General features: G+C 64.5%; 17 protein-coding genes. 7 read left to right on the top strand and 10 right to left on the bottom strand.

The genetic code is table 11. From position 1 onward, the window contains the following. Positions 1–3 precede the first annotated feature (3 nt). Positions 4–1,185, bottom strand: coding sequence for a glycine C-acetyltransferase (locus AACZ17_RS01415; protein WP_290744419.1), 1,182 nt, complete (start codon positions 1,183–1,185; stop codon positions 4–6). Between the two features lie 6 nt (positions 1,186–1,191). Continuing rightward, a complete protein-coding gene (gene tdh, locus AACZ17_RS01410; RefSeq protein ID WP_290744417.1) occupies positions 1,192–2,220 on the bottom strand; it encodes an L-threonine 3-dehydrogenase in 1,029 nt (342 codons plus the stop codon). Between the two features lie 89 nt (positions 2,221–2,309). Here tdh and AACZ17_RS01405 point away from each other — a divergent pair, with 89 nt between their 5' ends. The 3 genes from AACZ17_RS01405 to purU all read left to right on the top strand — a co-directional run bounded on the left by AACZ17_RS01405 (position 2,310) and on the right by purU (position 4,787). Next, the gene (locus AACZ17_RS01405) at positions 2,310–2,882 is read left to right on the top strand and encodes an XRE family transcriptional regulator (protein WP_290744415.1); all 573 of its coding nucleotides are present in this window, start codon (positions 2,310–2,312) and stop codon (positions 2,880–2,882) included. 142 nt (positions 2,883–3,024) lie between these two features. After that, positions 3,025–3,867: an SDR family oxidoreductase gene (locus AACZ17_RS01400; RefSeq protein WP_290744413.1), complete on the top strand. Its 843-nt coding sequence runs from the start codon at positions 3,025–3,027 to the stop codon at positions 3,865–3,867. A gap of 44 nt (positions 3,868–3,911) precedes the next feature. Then, positions 3,912–4,787 carry a formyltetrahydrofolate deformylase gene (gene purU / locus AACZ17_RS01395; protein WP_290744411.1) on the top strand — a complete coding sequence of 292 codons (876 nt, stop codon included), beginning with the start codon at positions 3,912–3,914 and terminating at the stop codon, positions 4,785–4,787. Between the two features lie 15 nt (positions 4,788–4,802). On the opposite strand, the gene AACZ17_RS01390 is transcribed toward purU, so the two are convergent. Further along, positions 4,803–5,576 (bottom strand): SDR family oxidoreductase, encoded by a 774-nt coding sequence (locus AACZ17_RS01390; RefSeq protein WP_290744409.1) that lies wholly within the window; start codon positions 5,574–5,576, stop codon positions 4,803–4,805. Positions 5,577–5,749: 173 nt separating this feature from the next. On the opposite strand from AACZ17_RS01390, the gene AACZ17_RS01385 reads away from it, so the two are divergent. The 3 genes from AACZ17_RS01385 to AACZ17_RS01375 all read left to right on the top strand — a co-directional run bounded on the left by AACZ17_RS01385 (position 5,750) and on the right by AACZ17_RS01375 (position 8,688). Further along, positions 5,750–6,073, top strand: a complete 324-nt coding sequence (locus tag AACZ17_RS01385) for a DUF4156 domain-containing protein (protein WP_290744407.1) — start codon at positions 5,750–5,752, stop codon at positions 6,071–6,073. An 85-nt stretch (positions 6,074–6,158) separates the two neighbouring features. Then, a complete protein-coding gene (locus tag AACZ17_RS01380; protein ID WP_290744405.1) occupies positions 6,159–7,823 on the top strand; it encodes an AAA family ATPase in 1,665 nt (554 codons plus the stop codon). A 31-nt stretch (positions 7,824–7,854) separates the two neighbouring features. Continuing rightward, a complete protein-coding gene (locus tag AACZ17_RS01375) occupies positions 7,855–8,688 on the top strand; it encodes a general secretion pathway protein GspB (protein WP_290744403.1) in 834 nt (277 codons plus the stop codon). A gap of 14 nt (positions 8,689–8,702) precedes the next feature. On the opposite strand, the gene AACZ17_RS01370 is transcribed toward AACZ17_RS01375, so the two are convergent. Then, positions 8,703–9,977: a DUF2254 domain-containing protein gene (locus AACZ17_RS01370; RefSeq protein WP_290744402.1), complete on the bottom strand. Its 1,275-nt coding sequence runs from the start codon at positions 9,975–9,977 to the stop codon at positions 8,703–8,705. A gap of 147 nt (positions 9,978–10,124) precedes the next feature. Here AACZ17_RS01370 and AACZ17_RS01365 point away from each other — a divergent pair, with 147 nt between their 5' ends. Then, positions 10,125–11,183 carry an alpha/beta hydrolase gene (locus AACZ17_RS01365; protein WP_290744400.1) on the top strand — a complete coding sequence of 353 codons (1,059 nt, stop codon included), beginning with the start codon at positions 10,125–10,127 and terminating at the stop codon, positions 11,181–11,183. Positions 11,184–11,204: 21 nt separating this feature from the next. On the opposite strand, the gene AACZ17_RS01360 is transcribed toward AACZ17_RS01365, so the two are convergent. The 6 genes from AACZ17_RS01360 to AACZ17_RS01335 all read right to left on the bottom strand — a co-directional run bounded on the left by AACZ17_RS01360 (position 11,205) and on the right by AACZ17_RS01335 (position 16,547). Continuing rightward, positions 11,205–12,713 carry a Ppx/GppA family phosphatase gene (locus tag AACZ17_RS01360; protein ID WP_290744398.1) on the bottom strand — a complete coding sequence of 503 codons (1,509 nt, stop codon included), beginning with the start codon at positions 12,711–12,713 and terminating at the stop codon, positions 11,205–11,207. 79 nt (positions 12,714–12,792) lie between these two features. After that, the gene (locus AACZ17_RS01355; RefSeq protein ID WP_290744396.1) at positions 12,793–13,392 is read right to left on the bottom strand and encodes a hypothetical protein; all 600 of its coding nucleotides are present in this window, start codon (positions 13,390–13,392) and stop codon (positions 12,793–12,795) included. Between the two features lie 76 nt (positions 13,393–13,468). Next, on the bottom strand, positions 13,469–13,657 hold the full coding sequence (locus tag AACZ17_RS01350) for a hypothetical protein (RefSeq protein ID WP_027948541.1): 189 nt from the start codon (positions 13,655–13,657) through the stop codon (positions 13,469–13,471). 64 nt (positions 13,658–13,721) lie between these two features. Beyond that, on the bottom strand, positions 13,722–14,807 hold the full coding sequence (alr, locus tag AACZ17_RS01345; RefSeq protein WP_290744393.1) for an alanine racemase: 1,086 nt from the start codon (positions 14,805–14,807) through the stop codon (positions 13,722–13,724). Next, the gene (locus tag AACZ17_RS01340; protein WP_290744391.1) at positions 14,807–15,664 is read right to left on the bottom strand and encodes an aminotransferase class IV; all 858 of its coding nucleotides are present in this window, start codon (positions 15,662–15,664) and stop codon (positions 14,807–14,809) included. Before AACZ17_RS01340 ends, alr begins: the two co-directional genes overlap by 1 nt. A gap of 34 nt (positions 15,665–15,698) precedes the next feature. Next, complete coding sequence (locus tag AACZ17_RS01335) at positions 15,699–16,547, bottom strand: glutamate cyclase domain-containing protein (protein ID WP_290744389.1); 849 nt, start codon at positions 16,545–16,547, stop codon at positions 15,699–15,701.

Raw genomic sequence — 16,547 nt, 5'->3', positions numbered from 1 at the left:
CGCTCAAAGGCTCGCTTTGGCCTCCGCAAATGCGTGCAGCGCCGCGTCGATATCCCCGGTGCTCAATGCTGCAGACATCTGGGTGCGGATGCGTGCCCTGCCTTTCGGTACCACGGGAAAGGAGAAAGCCACCACGTACACGCCCCGGGTGAGCATCGCCTCGGCAAACCGCGCTGCGGCGCCAGCATCGTGCAGCATCACGGGCACGATCGGGTGTTCCCCGGGCAGCAGTTCGAAGCCCAGGGCCTGCAAGCCCTCGCGGAAGCGAGCGGTATTGTCGGCCAGCCGGGTACGCAGGCTCGGCTCAGACTCCACCAGCTCCAGTGCCTTGATCGCGCCGGCCACCACCGGCGGGGCCACCGTGTTGGAGAACAGGTAGGGGCGCGAGCGCTGCCGCAGCAGGTCGACCACTTCCTGACGCGCCGCTGTATAGCCGCCACTGGCGCCGCCCAGCGCCTTGCCCAGGGTTCCGGTGATGATATCCACCCGGTCCATGCAACCGCGGTACTCGTGTGTGCCCTTGCCGGTGGCACCCAGGAAGCCGGTGGCGTGGCAGTCGTCGAAATGCACCAGGGCACCGTACCGGTCCGCCAGGTCGCAGACCTCGTCGAGACGCGCTATATAGCCGTCCATGGAGAACACCCCGTCGGTGGTGATCAGCTTGAAGCGGGCACCCGCCGCATCCGCGGCCTGCAACTGCGCTTCCAGGTCGGCCATGTCGTTGTTGCGGTAACGGAAGCGCCTGGCCTTGCACAGGCGGATGCCGTCGATAATGCTGGCGTGGTTGAGTTCGTCGGAGATGACTGCGTCTTCCTCGCCCAGCAGAGTTTCGAAAAGCCCGCCATTGGCGTCGAAGCAGGAGGGATAGAGTATGGTGTCGTCCATACCGAGAAACGTCGACAGCCGCTGCTCCAGCTGCTTGTGCAGGGTCTGAGTGCCACAGATAAAGCGCACTGAGGCCATGCCATAGCCCCAGTCCCGCAGGCCCTCCGCGGCAGCCCCGTTTACCGCCGGGTGCTGTGCCAGCCCCAGGTAGTTGTTGGCGCAGAGGTTCAGCAGCTCCCTCTGCGCCACGCCGACATGGGCACCCTGGGGTGTGGTGATGAGCCGCTCGTGCTTGGTCAGGCCGGCGGCATCAATTTCCGCCAGCTGTCCGGCCAGGTGTTCGCGAAATGCGCTGTACATGGTGGTTCAGTCCTCCCAGTTCAGTACGACTTTGCTCGCTTCCCCCGAGCTCATGACATCAAAGCCCTGTTGAAAGTCGCGGAAGCTCATGCGGTGGGTGATAACCGGAGAGATATCCAGCCCGGACTCGATCATCACCGACATCTTGTACCAGGTTTCGTACATCTCGCGACCGTAAATCCCCTTCAGGGTGAGCATGTTGAAAATCACCGTGTTCCAGTCGACGGCGGTGTTTTCGCTGGGAATGCCGAGCATGGCCACCTTGCCGCCGTGGCACATGTTGGCCAGCAGGTCGCGGAAGGCCTGGGGGTTACCGGACATTTCCAGGCCCACGTCGAACCCCTCGTCCATACCCAGTGACTTCTGGACCTCGGCAATGCTCTCCCGGCTCACGTTGACCGTGCGGGTGGCACCCAGGGTGGCCGCCAGCTGCAGGCGCTTGTCGATGACATCGGTGATCACCACATGGCGCGCGCCGGCGTGTTTGCAGACGGCCGCCGCCATGGCGCCGATGGGGCCGGCACCGGTAATGAGGACGTCTTCGCCGAGCAGGTCGAATTGCAGCGCGGTGTGTACCGCATTGCCGAAAGGGTCGAAGAGGGCAGCTACATCGAGATCAATGCCGGCGGAATGCTCCCACACGTTGGACATGGGGAGCGCCATGTACTCGGCAAACGCGCCGGAGCGGTCGACACCGATGCCGCTGGTTTTTGCACACAGGTGGCGTCTGCCCGCCATGCAGTTGCGGCAGCGACCGCAGACCACGTGGCCCTCGCCAGAGACGATCTGGCCGGGGCGGAAATCGACCACGTTCGAGCCCACAGCAACAATCTCGCCCACGAATTCATGGCCGACGATCATGGGTACCGGCACCGTTTTCTGGGCCCAGGTGTCCCAGTGGTAGATGTGCATGTCGGTGCCGCAGATGGCGGTGCGCTTGACCTTGATCAGCACATCGTTGATGCCGAACGCGGGCTCGGGAACCTCTTCCAGCCAGAGGCCGGGACGGGCTTCTTTCTTGACCAGTGCTTTCATGGGCGACTACACCATAATGGAAATTATCCGGTATAGTAGAGATCTGGAATCCCAGATACAAGAATATTCTCTACTAAACTGGAAATCGTATGTCGAAATCCTCTCTCGATCCGGCCAGCAAGGTACTTTGCGAACGCGTGACGGAGCTTCGCCAGGCGCACGGATTCACCCTCGACCAGTTGGCCGCCGCCTCCGGGGTCAGCCGCTCCATGTTGAGCCAGATCGAGCGCGGGCAGGCCAACCCGACGCTGGCGGTGACCTTCCGCATTGCACAGGCCTTTGGTCTGAGTATAGGCGAACTGGTGGATGATCCCCTGGCCAGCGGTTTGATTGAAGTGGTGCGCGCGAACGACCCCTCCAGCCTGTTTCGCGCCGACAGCGAGTGCCAAATTCGCACACTGTCGCCCCTGCACATGGAAAAGCACGTGGAGTTCTATGAACTGCAGCTGCAGCCGGGTGCCAGTCTGGACAGTTCGGCACACTTCAGCGGCACGCGGGAGTTGCTGACACTCTCGGCTGGCGCGGCGCTGGTTGTGGCGGGAGCCACCGAGTGTCGCCTGGACAGCGGTGATTCGGCCCACTACCGCGCGGATGTGGAGCACAGCATCCGGTCACTGGGCGATGAGCCCCTGCGCGGCTACCTGGTCGTGACCTACAAGTAGCGGCCCGGCCTGCGCGGCGCGGCCTAACTACATAAACCCGGTTGGGGTGGTCGGGGGTGGGGCGGTGCGCCAGCATGCATTGCGCGGAGGCTTCTGTTATATCGGGTGCAACGATACCAACAAAGACGAACAGGAGTGGGCCATGCAGGATCTCGATTTCACAGGCAAGATCGTACTGGTAACCGGCGGCGGTGCGGGCATCGGTCGCGCCATCGTTGAGGCGTTTGCGACGCGCGGGGCCCGACTGGTGGTGGCGGAGATCAATGCCGAGCGCTGTGCTGACTTGCGGGAGGCCCTGGATGCCAGCGCGACCGATGCACTGGTCTCCAATACCGACGTCTGCGACTGCGCGGCGGTCGACGCCCTGATGGCTGAGGTGCAGGCGCGTTTCGGCGGGCTCGATGTGCTGGTCAATAACGTTGGCGACTTCCTCGGTCTCATCAAGCCCTTCGCCGCCTGTACCGATGAGGATCTCGAGCGACTCTACGCCGTTAACCTGAAGCATATCTTCACCGTGACGCGTGCTGCGATACCGCTGTTGCAGTCGCGTGGACGGGGCGGCAGCATCATCAGTATCTCCTCCATCGAGGCCTTCCGCGGCATTCCCATGGTGACCACCTATTGCGCCTTCAAGCACGCGATTACCGGGTTCACCCGCAGCCTGGCGCTGGAGCTGGGACCGGATGGTATTCGCGTCAACGCGATTGCGCCTGAAACTACCGAGACCGATCAGGTGCGTCCATCCGAACTGATCGCCCCTGAGCATCAGGCGCACGTCCGGCGCTGGATACCGCTGGAGCGCTTCGGCAGGCCACAGGATGCCGCAGGCTGTGCATTGTTCCTCGCCTCCGAACTGTCTGCCTGGGTCACGGGCACGACGATAAACCTTGATGGCGGTGCGCTCGCGGCGGCGGGCTGGTATCGTGACCCCAATGACCTGTGGACCAATGTGCCGGTGGTGTCCGGCAACGGTTTCAATTTCTGACTGCCGCGTCCAGGGCGTAAACCCGATAGACAACGAGGACTTCCGTGACTGATTCAACACCGGGCGCCGCGCCGCGCGCCTACATCCTGTCGTTCCAGTGTCCAGACCGGCTGGGCGTTGTGGCTCGCTACTCCCAGCTGTTTCTCGAGGCCGGTGCCTTCATCACGGAGATCTCCAATTTCAGCGACCCGGTCAGCAACACCTTCCATTTGCGCTGCGTCTTCGATGACCGCGTCATGACGGTGCCCTATACCGAGTTCTGCCGCCGCTTTGCGCTGCTGGCGGACGATATGGGCATGCAGTACCGCTTGCGCCCCGCCGACGACCTGCCGCGGGTACTGCTTGCCGTGTCCCGTTACGACCACTGCCTGGTGGCCCTGCTCACGAAGTGGCGCGCCGGTGCGTTACCCGCGACGCTGGTGGGTGTGGTGAGCAACCACGAGGATTGCCGTGAGCTGGTCGAGTGGTACGGCCTGCCCTACCACTACCTGCCGGTGACCCCGGAGCACAAGGCGGAGCAGGAAGCGCAGCTGCTCCAGGTGTTCCGCGAGGAGGAGGCGGACCTGCTGGTGCTGGCGCGCTACATGCAGATTCTTTCCGATGCGCTGTGTGCCGAGCTCGCGGGCCGCGCGATCAACATCCACCATTCCTTCCTCCCCGGTTTCAAGGGCGCCCGGCCTTATCACCAGGCTTATGACCGCGGGGTGAAGGTCATCGGTGCCACGGCCCACTATGTCACCCGCGACCTCGATGAAGGGCCGATCATTGCCCAGGAGGTCAAGGCAATCGACCACCAGGTGTCGGTAGAGCAGATGATTCATCTCGGTCACGACACCGAGGCCACGGCGCTCTCCCACGCCGTGCGACTGCATTGCGAGGAGCGTGTGCAGCTGAACGGTCAGCGCACGGTGATTCTGTAGCGGCGGCGCGCCGCGTCAGGGCTTCCAGGGCACGCCGTTGATGTGCCCGCCGCCGTCCACGTAGAGGGTGTTGCCGGTGAGGTAACGCGATCCTTCGCTGGCGAGGAACAGCACCACCGGCGCAATGTCTTCCTCGGGGTCCCCGCTGTAGCCCATGGGGATCATCTTCTGAATGCCGGCCATCATTTCCGGCATCTCCGCCATGCGCGCACGGAACGCCGGAGTCGCTGCGCCCGGGCACACCGCGTTGCAGGTGATGCCGTCCTTGCCCCACTCGACGGCGGCGGTGCGGGTCAGGGTGCGAACCGCCTCCTTGGCACAGTTGTAGTCAACCGTACCGGCATGGGCATTGACGCCATTGAGCGAGCACATGTTGATGACACGTCCCCAGCGCTGTGCGGCCATCACTGGATACACCGCCTGCATGGCGGCCGCGACGGCATGAAACCCCGCCATCATTGAACCCTGCAGGCGATCATCACTGATGCCGCTCACCGTGGTGCCGGCGCTGCCGGTGGGGTAGGCGTTGTTGACCAGTACATCCACACGACTGAAGGCGTCCAGCGCCTGATTGACCATCGCGCGCACGCTGGCCAGATCACGTATATCGGTTTCGATGAAGAGCCCCTTGCCGCCCAGGGCGGGTAGCGCGTCGGCGACAGCCTGGCCCCTGTCGCGGTCGATTTCGGCGACGACTACCGTCCAGCCATGGCGGGCGAAGACGCGAGCCAGTCCCTCGCCAATACCGCCGCCGGCGCCGGTGATGATGACCACTTCAGGTGTGTGCATGTCGATGTCCTTTGCTGCAGGTCGCCGGAATATACTATTGATGCTCCGCGTGAGCCAAATTCGCTGCCGCTGTTTGCCCGGTGCAGATGATCTCGCTTGCCTGGCACGCGGTGATGGTACCGGCGGCGGCAGCCCTGTGCTAATCTGCCGCGGTGTACAGCAGAGGGCAGGACATGAAACGGCAGAGTCTTTTTCGCGCGGCGGCGCTGGGTACGCTGACGGCGCTGGTGACGGGTTGTACCTGGGTCAAGATCCCGGATGAAGCGCGTGCCCTGCCGCTGGTGGAGGCGTCCGAGGTTGCGCAGTGCAAGCGACTGGGCAACATCACCACCAACGTCGCCTGGAAAGTGGCCGGCATTGAGCGCGGTGAAAACAAGGTTCGTGTTGAACTCGACAATCTGGCGCGCGAACGCGCGCTCAGTATGGGCGGCAACGCGGTCGTGCGTGAATCCATCCACGAGGGAACGGGCGATTACACCGCCTGGCTCTGTCCCTGATCCACGTCCCCACGGGGCGTCGTTGACGCTGCCGGGGGTATCCACAGGATGACAGTCCGCAGGCCCCGGGGCAGCGCAGGCAATTATGTACCTTCAGTATTTTGGCCTCAGTGAAACGCCGTTCTCCATTGCGGTAAACCCACGTTATCTGTTTATGAGTCCGCGTCACCGCGATGCGCTGGCGCATCTGCTTTACGGCGTGGGCAGCGGCGGTGGCTTCATACTGCTCACCGGTGAGGTGGGCACCGGCAAGACCACGATCAACCGCTGCCTGCTGGAGCAGCTGCCACCCGATACCGATATCGCCATTGTGTTGAACCCGGCCTTGAACGCGCAGGAGCTACTCGCCACCGTCTGCGATGAACTCGGCATCGAGTATGACGCCAACCAGCTGTCGCTGAAGGCCTTGACGGACAGCCTGCACGCCTTTCTGCTGCGGAACCACGCGCAGGGCCGCAAGACGGTGCTGTTGATCGATGAGGCCCAGCACCTGGATTTTGAGGTGCTGGAGCAGATCCGCCTGCTCACCAACCTGGAAACACACAGCGAAAAACTCTTGCAGATCGTGCTGATCGGCCAGCCTGAGCTGGCGCAACTGCTGCAGCGTCCGGAGCTGCGTCAGCTGAATCAGCGCATCACAGCGCGATATACCCTTGCGCCCCTCAATCAGGCCGAGACGGCAGCGTATATCCGCCACCGGCTGCAGGTCGCCGGGCTGCCAGCCGGACGCGAGTTGTTTCCGCCCGAGGTAGTCCGTGGCATTCACCGCGCGACCCGCGGGATCCCCCGGTTGATCAACGTGGTGTGCGACCGCGTGCTGCTGGGCACCTACGGCCGCAATCGCACGGTGGCCGACCGGCAGGTGCTGGCCCAGGCCATTGAGGAGGTGCTGGGCGAGCCGGCCACTGGCGCACGCCGCTGGCTGCGGCTGTGGCCGTTTGCTGCGGCGGCACTGGTGCTGCTGGTCGGCGTGTGGTGGCTGGCGCGACTGAGTCAGCTCGCTGCGCCGACGCCATCGGCGGCCTCAGCACCGGCAGCCACGGCTCCGGTTGCGGCGACTGCCACGCAGCCGGCTCCGGCAGCACCACCGCCAACACAGGCAGTGGCCGCACCGGTACAGACCGAGGCGCCTGCCTGGGAGCTGTCGCCGGCGGCAGCGCTGCAAACCCTGTGGCAGTTGCAGGCGCCGGGTCCGGCGCCACCACTCGATGTGCTGTGTGACAACAGCATACGCTTTCCCCTGACTTGCCTGCGAGACAGCGCCGATACCTGGCAGGAGGTGATAGCGCTCAACCGGCCCGTCATGCTGGATCTGGTGACTGCTGATCGCTTCGCGGCCGCCGCCCTGTTCCTCGGTGAGTCGTCGGGCAATGCCCTGCTGTGGTCCGAAGCGGGCCTGAGACGTGTGCCGTTCGTGCAGCTGGCGGAGCGCTGGCGCGGCAGCTACCGATTGCTTTGGCGCCCACCCGAGGGCTTCTCGGGGCCCGTAGGCCGCTCGGACTCGGGGCCGGTCGTCGCGGATATCGCGGGGCTTTTTGCCGAGCTGGACGGGCAGGCCGAGCCGCTGGCCCGGGAAGACTACTCTCCGCTGCTGGCGGAGCGCGTGCGCCTGTTCCAGGCCAGCCGGCAGCTCAGCGCGGATGGGGTGGTCGGCGAACAGACCCTGCTGCGGCTGAACATCGCCGCAGGGCGCGACCTGACCGCGGCGGCGGCGTTGCAGCGCTTGACGGCCGGGGCTGAGGCGCAATGATTCTTCCCTCGACAGTACAGGAGCGCCTGCCGTGTCGCTGATTCTGGAAGCGCTCAACCGGGCGCGTCGCGAGCAGCAGAATGCCGCGCCGGTGCCCGGGGTGGACAGCGTCCATTTCGAGGCTGAATCGCAGCCACACCGACAGCGCTGGTTCTGGTTTCTGCTGGCGGCAGCGGGCGTTCTGGTGGTCGGCATCCTGCTTGGCGGCTATGTCACCCGGGTTGCCGGGCCTGCCCCGCAGGCTCCGCTGCAGCCGGCGACGCCGGCAGTGCCGTCGACCAGCGCATCCACCGATGTCGAAACCACAGCCGAGGCAACGGCATCCCCAGTAGCAGTTGAGGCGGTCACAGTCGTCACGCCTGCCCCTGCAGACACGGCTGCGCCTGCGACCGCGACGGCAATGCCCGGGGAGCGCGAGGCCAGCCCGGATGTGGCTGCGCTGTATGCCGGTGCCGCCCAACCGGCAACCGATGTGTCCGAGGCGCAACCAGCACCCGCCGCGGAGAACAGTGTTGCAGGCGCCGAAGACCCGCAGCCGAGAGCCGAGAACAGTGTGGATATCGCCGCCCTGGCGGCCGCCGCGGAGCAGGCGCTGGAGGATGTGCGACTTGCCGAGCACCCTGCACCTTTCCTTGCCGAGCTTTCCCAGCAGCGCAAGGACGCGGTGCCGACCCTGATGTACCTGCAGCATGACTACCGCGCGGACGGCGGCTCCAGTGTGACCATCAACGGTCAGCAGGCGTCGGCCGGGCAGTCGGTCGGCCGCGGCGTGCGGGTGGAAGAGGTGTTGCCGGACTCCGTCGTGCTCAGTCACGAGGGCGAGCAGTTCCGCCTGCGGGCACTGAACAGCTGGGTGAACCTGTAGCCGGAAACGCTGCTTCAGTCGCGGCGCGATAGCACGAGGGGCAGCAGTGCATCGCGCTCGAAATCCATGGACAGCGCATCGCGAGCGCGCTCCCAGGCAAGCTGTGAGTGGTCGCGGGCCGCCTGTTGCAGCGCCCGGTGGTCGAGTTGCGACAGGGCGGCGAAGGCTTTCTGCAGCCTGATTTGCACCGCGATATTGCCCGCCCCGTCGCGGGCAATCGGCGTGAAGACATCGTCCAGCAGATCGTGCACCGCGAGTGTCTGGAACCAGACCTGTGCCTTAGGCGCCTCGCCCTCGGCGTCCGTTTCCGCCGCCGTTGTGGCCCAGGCTGACAGTGCGCGTGTGGCACGCCCGATCACATCGATGGCGGTGCCGGCGTCGTTCACCCCGGGTGATAGTGCGCGTGAGGCGATTTCCCCCAGCACGATCAGGCCGAAGCGGGGGTCATAGTCGAAGGTGCGTGCGCGGCCGAGGGAAAACGCTGCCCGGATGTGCTCGAGCACCGGCTGCGGGCAGTCGCCCCCCGCCACGCAGGCCAGCGGTGTCTGCAGGTTGGTCAGGGTACCGGGTTCCACCAGCACGAAGATCTCCAGCCCGTGCTCCGCACTGCACTGCAGCAGGGCTGCCATGTCGATGTGCTCCACGTAGCCGACACTGTTCGCCAGAACCCTGCCTGCACCGACCGGGATACGGTGTTCCACCGACTCACAGGGGCGTGCGCCGATTCCGGGAAAGCGCGCCCGCCCCACCAGCGCCCGGGTAGCGGCGTCCTCCACCCGCTCGACGGTTTCCGTCACCTTGGCCAGCTCGGAGAGGTGCTCTATCCAGCGTATCAGCGCAATGACAATCAACATGATGATCAGCACGGTAGTCAGAAACAGGACCACGTGTCCGCGCTCTCCGTATACGCCCGCATTCAGCGCCACGAGCCCGACAAGGCTGAACAGAAAGGTACCGATGAACACGCTCAGGGCGTGCCTGGAGACTTCGTTGTCCATCACCAGCGCAGTCGCGCGGGGTGACGTGCTGACCGTCACGGAGCCATGGGCGCTCACCAGCGTGGCCAGCGAAAATGTGGCGACTGCAAGCATGCTGGATGCGAGGATGTTCAGGATTCTGCCAACCGCATCCGCTGTTACCAGGTCGGACATGCCGGGAGGGATTACCGGCGTCAGCCAGATACCCAGCAACACCGAGATGAAGCCGGCGACCGTGTAGAGCAGGGCGATCAGCCACAATTTGCGCGAAACCTTGCGCTGCAGCCATTGCCAACGCTTTGTCAACCGCATGCGCCTTACCCCCTGTGTGTTATCCGGCCCCCGTGATCGCCGTAGCCGACGCGATTCACAGCGCTCCTTGATGCAGAGTACACTGCATGGAGGATCAGGGCCCGCTTTTCGCCATACTGCAGGGCCGGGGTCCCGGTTTGCAACGGGATGCGACGGATAACACTGACAGACAATCGGCTGCTGGCGGGCATCAGCGGCCGGGAGGGCCTCTCTGCCATGGAATGGACACACCACCACGCCACTATCAACGGCATCCGCATGCACTATGTCGAGCAGGGAGCCGGCATGCCGGTGGTGCTCTGCCACGGCTTTCCCCACCTCTGGTTCAGCTGGCATCGCCAGATCAGTGCACTGGCGCAGGCCGGCTATCGGGTGATTGCGCCGGATATGCGCGGTATGGGGCAGACCGACGCGCCGCTGCCGCTGCAGGCCTATGATATCGATCACATCACGGCGGACCTGGTCGGCCTGCTGGCACACATCGGCGAGCCCAGGGCGGTGTTCGCGGGCCTCGATTTCGGAGCCTTTGCCGTCTACGACCTTGCCCTGCGTCACCCGAAGCGGGTGATTGCCGTGATTGGCCTGGAGAACCCGGCCGCACCGCACAACCCGGATGAGCCGCCGCTCACCGAATACCGGCGCATGGGCGAACAGCACTTCCTGCATATCGAGTATTTCCGCGAACCGCCGCGCGCAGATCGGGAACTGGCGGCGCAGCCCCGGCGGTTTTTACACAAGGTGTTCCATACCTTGAGCGGTGCCTGCAATTACTTCGACATGTTCCGTCACCCGCCGGGTACGTCTTACATTGACGCCATGGAGGAGCCGCCAGCACTGCCCTGGCCGTGGTTGTCGGAACTGGAGCTGGAGTTCTTTGTCGCCGAATACAGTCGCACGGGCTTCACCGGAGGGCTTAACTGGTACCGCGCATTTGATCTCAAGTGGGCCCAGCGCAAGCCGTTTGAAGGGGTGCAAAGTGCGGTGCCTGCCTATTTTCTCGGCAGCGAGCACGATGTCGACCTCGAGGGCTTTCACGGTGAAGACCCGATTGGCCAGATGCGTGCCATTTTTCCACAGCTGCGTGCGGTGCGCATGATTCCGGGTGCCGGACACATGGTCCAGCTGGAGGCTTCGGATGCGGTAAACGAGATACTCCTCGACTACCTCGCCGATATCGTCAGTCAGGACACCCAGTTGTCGTCGTGAGCGGCGAGAACGCCGGCCACGTCAATGGATAGCGAGGTGCAGGCCCTCCTTGCCGAGCAGCGTCACCTCCTGCTCGAGTTCCCGCGCCGTGAGCGGGTGGCGCTGTAGCCACGTCGGCGGAAACTCCAGGCTGATGCCGTCCTCGTGCGCATGTACGGCAAAGTCGGGCAGCGCCTCCAGCTGTTCGACGTACTTGAACAGCAGCGCCAGCCGGAACAGGGTGACCAGGCGCAGCAGACGCGGGCGGTCACTCTCGGCCACGGCAGCCCAGAGCGGATGGTCCAGTTTGCCACGTTGTGTGGCGGCGAGAAGCGCCATCTGCTCCTGCTCCTCCTGGGAGAACCCGGGCAGGTCGGCATTTTGCAGCAGATAGGCGGTATGGCGCTGGTAGTGCTTGTGCGAGATGGCCATGCCGATCTCGTGCGTCAGTGCCGTACGCTCCAGGAGGTCGCGGTCGGTCCTGCGCAGCGACCAGCCGTCGCGACTGGCGTTGAACAGGGTGCGCGCACGGCGGGCCATCAGCTCCCCCATGACCGTATCCACGCTGTAGCGTTGCATCAGCGCATTGATGGTGCGTTCACGCACATCCTCGTGCCCCAGACGTCCCATCAGGTCGTAGATCACGCCCTCGCGGAGTGCACCTCGTGAGGTTCGCAGCTGCGTGATGCCCAGCTCATCGAACAGGGCACTGGTAATGGCGACGCCGGCTGCGATGACGTTGCGTCTCTGGCTGCTCAACCCCTCCAGCTCAATGGCATCGAAGTGCTTGAACTGCAACAGGCGTTTTTCCAGCTTTGCCAGCGCCTTGCGTGTAATCCCGCCCTCACTCCAGCCCTGGCTGACCAGCACTGATTCAATGGCCTGCAGTGTGCCGGAAGAGCCCACACATTCCGCCCAGTGGCGTGAATGGAAATGATAGCGGATGTGGGAAACCTCAAGCCGGGCCCGCTCGTATGCCGCACGGTAGTGAGTGCGGTTTAGCTTGCCAGCGGGAAAGCAGCTGTCCGAATAGGAGACACATCCCATCTGCAGGCTTTCCAGTCGCTGTGGTTCGAACCGCTGGCCGATGATCAGCTCGGTGCTGCCGCCGCCGATATCAATCACCAGCCGCGACTGGGCGTCGTCGGCCAGCGTGTGGGCCACCCCCAGGTAAACCAGGCGTGCTTCCTCTCCGCCATACACCACATCGACCGGCGCCCCGAGAATCCGCTGGGCGGGCAGGGTGAACTCCCGGCGGTTGTCAGCCATGCGCAGGGCGTTGGTGCCGACCACGCGGATGCGCTCCGGATCGACACTGCCGAGCATTTGTGCAAAGCGAGCCAGGCAGTCCAGGCCACGTGCGATGGCGTCCGCGGACAGCCGTCCATCCACCAGCCCCGCCCCCAGCTGGACTTTCTCTGCCAGTGCCTCGACCGGACGCATTTCGCCATGTTCGACACGGGCGACGATAAGGTGAAAGGAGTTGCTGCCCAGGTCGACGGCTGCCAGCAGGCTGCCGTCGGCAAGAGGCGCTTGTACAGGTTGCGACAAGGCAGTGGTGTCCCGTGCTCGTGTTCGGAGGTGCCCATGATAGCGGATGCCCCCTGCCGGCGCACGGAGTACGCCGTGATCAGGTCAGTGCGTAGGCCACGATGAGCAGGGTGACCAAGCCAATGGCGGCGCTGGTCAGCACCACCCTCGGTGTTGTTTTCGAGAGTTCGCCCAGCGGATCTCCCCCGCCCTGTACCCGGGCGATCACCGGCCACTCGATGGCGCCGGCGAAGGCGAGGCTGCCCACGCTGGCCGCCAACAGCGCAATGCTGCAGGGTGTCTCTGCCGGGATGCTGAACATGAAGAGGGCAATCGCTACGAGGGAGCCCAGCGTGCCGGCGTAGCTCATGACCAGAAACTGGCGCGGACTGTTGTGCTTGAAATCCCAGTCGAAAGCGAATAGGGCAAGGCGGGGCGGACGCCGGTAGCGGCCCCGCGCGGCGATGGCGCCAAGGTAGTGGAACCATTCATGAACCAGGGTGCAGATGATGGCACCCGCCGCTGCGCCGCTGAGTACGCCCAGCAGCGCGGCAAGAGGCAGTGAGGAACTGCGGAACCAGTCGTTGGTCAGTGCGAATATCGCCAATAGGAATGCGCCCAGGGCAGCATGTGCAAATGCCACGATCCCGGGGTGTACGCCGCCCTTGTCGGCGACGCTGGTGTCTAGCGTGTTGTCCATGGTGCTTCCCGCTCAGGTAAGACCGATGGAGAATGTACGCGCCTCGGGGGCGTCTGGATCCGCCCCCCGGGGGGTGCTATTTACGTCCTGCGCCGGAGGGCCGCGCGGCGTACCCGCCCGGTTGGCCGCTGATGCCTGACTGGATGTTCTGGATCTTGCCGCCGGTCTTCAGGAAAGCGCGCGTTTGTTCTTCTATGGAGTTGGAGGTCTCCACCGCCGCGGGCTGCTTTTTCTTGGCGGGTGCGCGTTGTGGCTTGGCAGACATAACAGGGTCTCTTTAAGCTGGACGGCCTGCCAGTGTACCACAGCTGGTTCACGGATGCTCCGGGCTACCCGATCACCACCCGGCGTGGCACGCGCGCCGGCATGCGGGTCAGCAGTTCATAGCCTATTGTGTGTGCTTTTTCGGCGACCTCGGCAACCGGCAGGCCGTCGCCCCACAGAACCACGGGGTCGCCCAGGGCGACCCCCGGCAGGTCCGTCACGTCGATGCTGATCATGTCCATGGAGACGCGGCCCGCCAGAGACGCGCGATGGCCGTTGACCAGTACCGGCGTGCCGCTGCCCGCGCTGCGAGGGTAGCCATCCCCGTAGCCGACAGTCACGGTGGCTATGCGCGAGCTCCGTGTCGCCTGCCAGGTGGCACCGTAGCCCACCGCCTCGCCGGGTTCGATATCGCGCAGCGAGGTGACCTGCGAAACCAGCGTCATGACGGGCCGCAGCGTATCCGCCTCGGCGTGCGGGACCGCGAAGGGTGAGTTGCCCCAGAGCATAAAGCCGGGCCGTATCCAGTCGTAGTGGCTGTCGGGCCAGGCCAGTGTCGCCGGCGAGTTTGCGGCGCTGCGCGCTCCCGGGAGCGCGTGTGTGAGTTCCTCGAAGCGTGCGATTTGCTGCGGGGTTGCGGGGTGATCCAGCTGGTCGGCACAGGCGAAGTGCGTGGTCAGTACGGGCGGCCCCGCAAGCTTGCCGCAGGCCAGCAGGCGCTGGTGAAACTCGGCGACCCGCTCCGGCGCCGCACCCAGGCGATGCATGCCGGTATCCACTTTCAGCCAGCAGTGCAGCGGCTCCGGCAGCGTCGCCCGCTCCAGCCAGGCCAGCTGAGTGGCGTTCTCCACGGTCAGCCACAGCCTGTGTTGTGCGGCGAGAGGGATCTCATCGGGGTGAAAGGCACCCTGCAATAACAGAATAGGGGCGTGGATGCCCGCGTCCCGCAGTTCCAGTGCCTCTTCGAGGCAGGCGACCGCCAGGGCGTCAACCAGCGGCTCCAGTGCCCCGGCCATGGTCGTGGCGCCGTGGCCATAGGCGTTTGCCTTGACCACCGCCATCAGCCGCGAACGTGGCGCCAACCGGCGGGCGAGTGCAAGGTTGTGGCGCAGCGCCGACAGGTCCAGCCGTGCTTCGCAGGGTCTGGCCATCAGTAGTCGTACCGGTGCCTGGCAAACAGGGTTTGGGCAGCCAGCCACACATCGCCCACGCGTCCGTCGCCGACCGGCTGGTCGTCGATGGACAGCACCGGCGCCACTTCCTTGCTGGAACTGGTAAGCCAGACTTCGTCAGCGTTGCGTACTTCCTCCATGGTGATTACCCGCTCGGCCACGGGGATTCTGCTGTGACGACGCAGCATGTCGAGCAGCATGAGCCGGGTAATGCCGGGCAGTTTCTGGTGATCCAGTGGTGGCGTTGCCACTGCGCCGTTGGCGACAATGAAGACGTTGCAGGCGGCAGCTTCTGTCAGCTCGCCCGCCTGGTTGTAGAGCAGCGTTTCACCGTGGCCACGACTGTGTCCATGCTGGTAATGCATGACATTGCCCAGCAGGGCGGTCGATTTGATGTTGCAGCGTCGCCAGCGCAGATCTTCCGCTGTGGAGACGTGAAAGCAGCGAGCCGCTGCCTTGTCCGGCGCCGGGGGTGGTGCAATGTCGAAAGCGAAGGCGTAGCGGGTCGCTGTGATGTTCTCCGGGTAGGCGTGATTGCGCTGCAGGTCTGCACCGCGGCTGATATGGAAATAGAGGCCAAGGTTGCCACCGCCATTGCGCTGCACGAGCTCTTCGGCAATGGTCCGCCATTCCGCCTCGTCCAGCGTGACTTTCAACTCGATGGCGTCAAGGCCCTGCTGCATGCGCTGCATATGTGGGCCAAAACCCACCAGCTTTCCAGCGTAGGAGGGCACCACCTCGTAGATGCCGTCGCCGAAGAGGAAGCCCCGGTCCATGGGAGAAATACGGGCTTCGCTCATGGGCAGATAAGTGCCATTCAGATAGACGATACTCATAGCCGTACCTCAGCCGGGTGAAATAAAAATAGCTTCATGCTGCCGCCTCAAGAAACCCTGTTAGCGTGCGCAGCTCACGAATCACCGCCTCGCCTTCGGAGGGCGGCATTCCGTCTTCAGTGAGCGTGTTCGCTCGCGTCACGCCGTCGACGCTGCCGCGCTCTGACAGGTAGCGCAGGGTCTCCAGGGCGGAGAATTCTGACAGCAGGTCGCGCTCTGCCCAGAGTCCCAGAAAGGCTAGCAGCCCATAGGCGCCCCAGTTGGAGACGTCCGCCACCAGCAATTCGTCGCAGGGCGTAACCGCCACGCGAATATCAAGACCGGCGATGGCCTCGGCAATATTGCCCATGCCGATTTCGTTGCCGCCGTCGCCGATGGCAATGGTGGGGCAGTCTGCAAGGGTCAGGAAAGGGTCGAATACGCCGCACTGGGCGCTGATATCCTCCCCGCGCATATTGTAGTAGCGGCCATCGGCGGCCAGGCCCGGTCGCTCAATGCTGACAATGGCGCTGGGCTGGTTGGCTGCCAGCCAGTGGGCGGCGCTGGCCGAGCCATCATCCGCGGGGTCCCGTTCCAGTGGCAGGATACGATAGCTGCCGGCCAGTACCTGTGCCAGCGGTGTCGCGCAGGCAATCACCGGACGTGCACCGAGCGCCTGCAGGCCCTTGTACAGGGCGATGGCACCGACAGGACCATCGGTCTCGAAAGTGCCTGCTACGGGAAAGCCGGTGCCAATCAATACCGTGCCACGGATATCGTGCAGACGGCGTGCGGCGCGCAGATAATAGCCCGGGCGCAGTGCCGCGCGGGCGACCTGCATCTGCCGTGGATTGCGTGCCACCAGCAGGCTTTCAATGGCTTCACTCAGTGCCTGTTCATCCAC

Origin of the sequence: uncultured Haliea sp. (assembly GCF_963973825.1) — a bacterium.
Lineage (GTDB): Bacteria > Pseudomonadota > Gammaproteobacteria > Pseudomonadales > Halieaceae > Haliea.
Note: the sequence above shows the minus strand (reverse complement) of the source record. Positions and strands in the feature narration are given on the sequence as shown.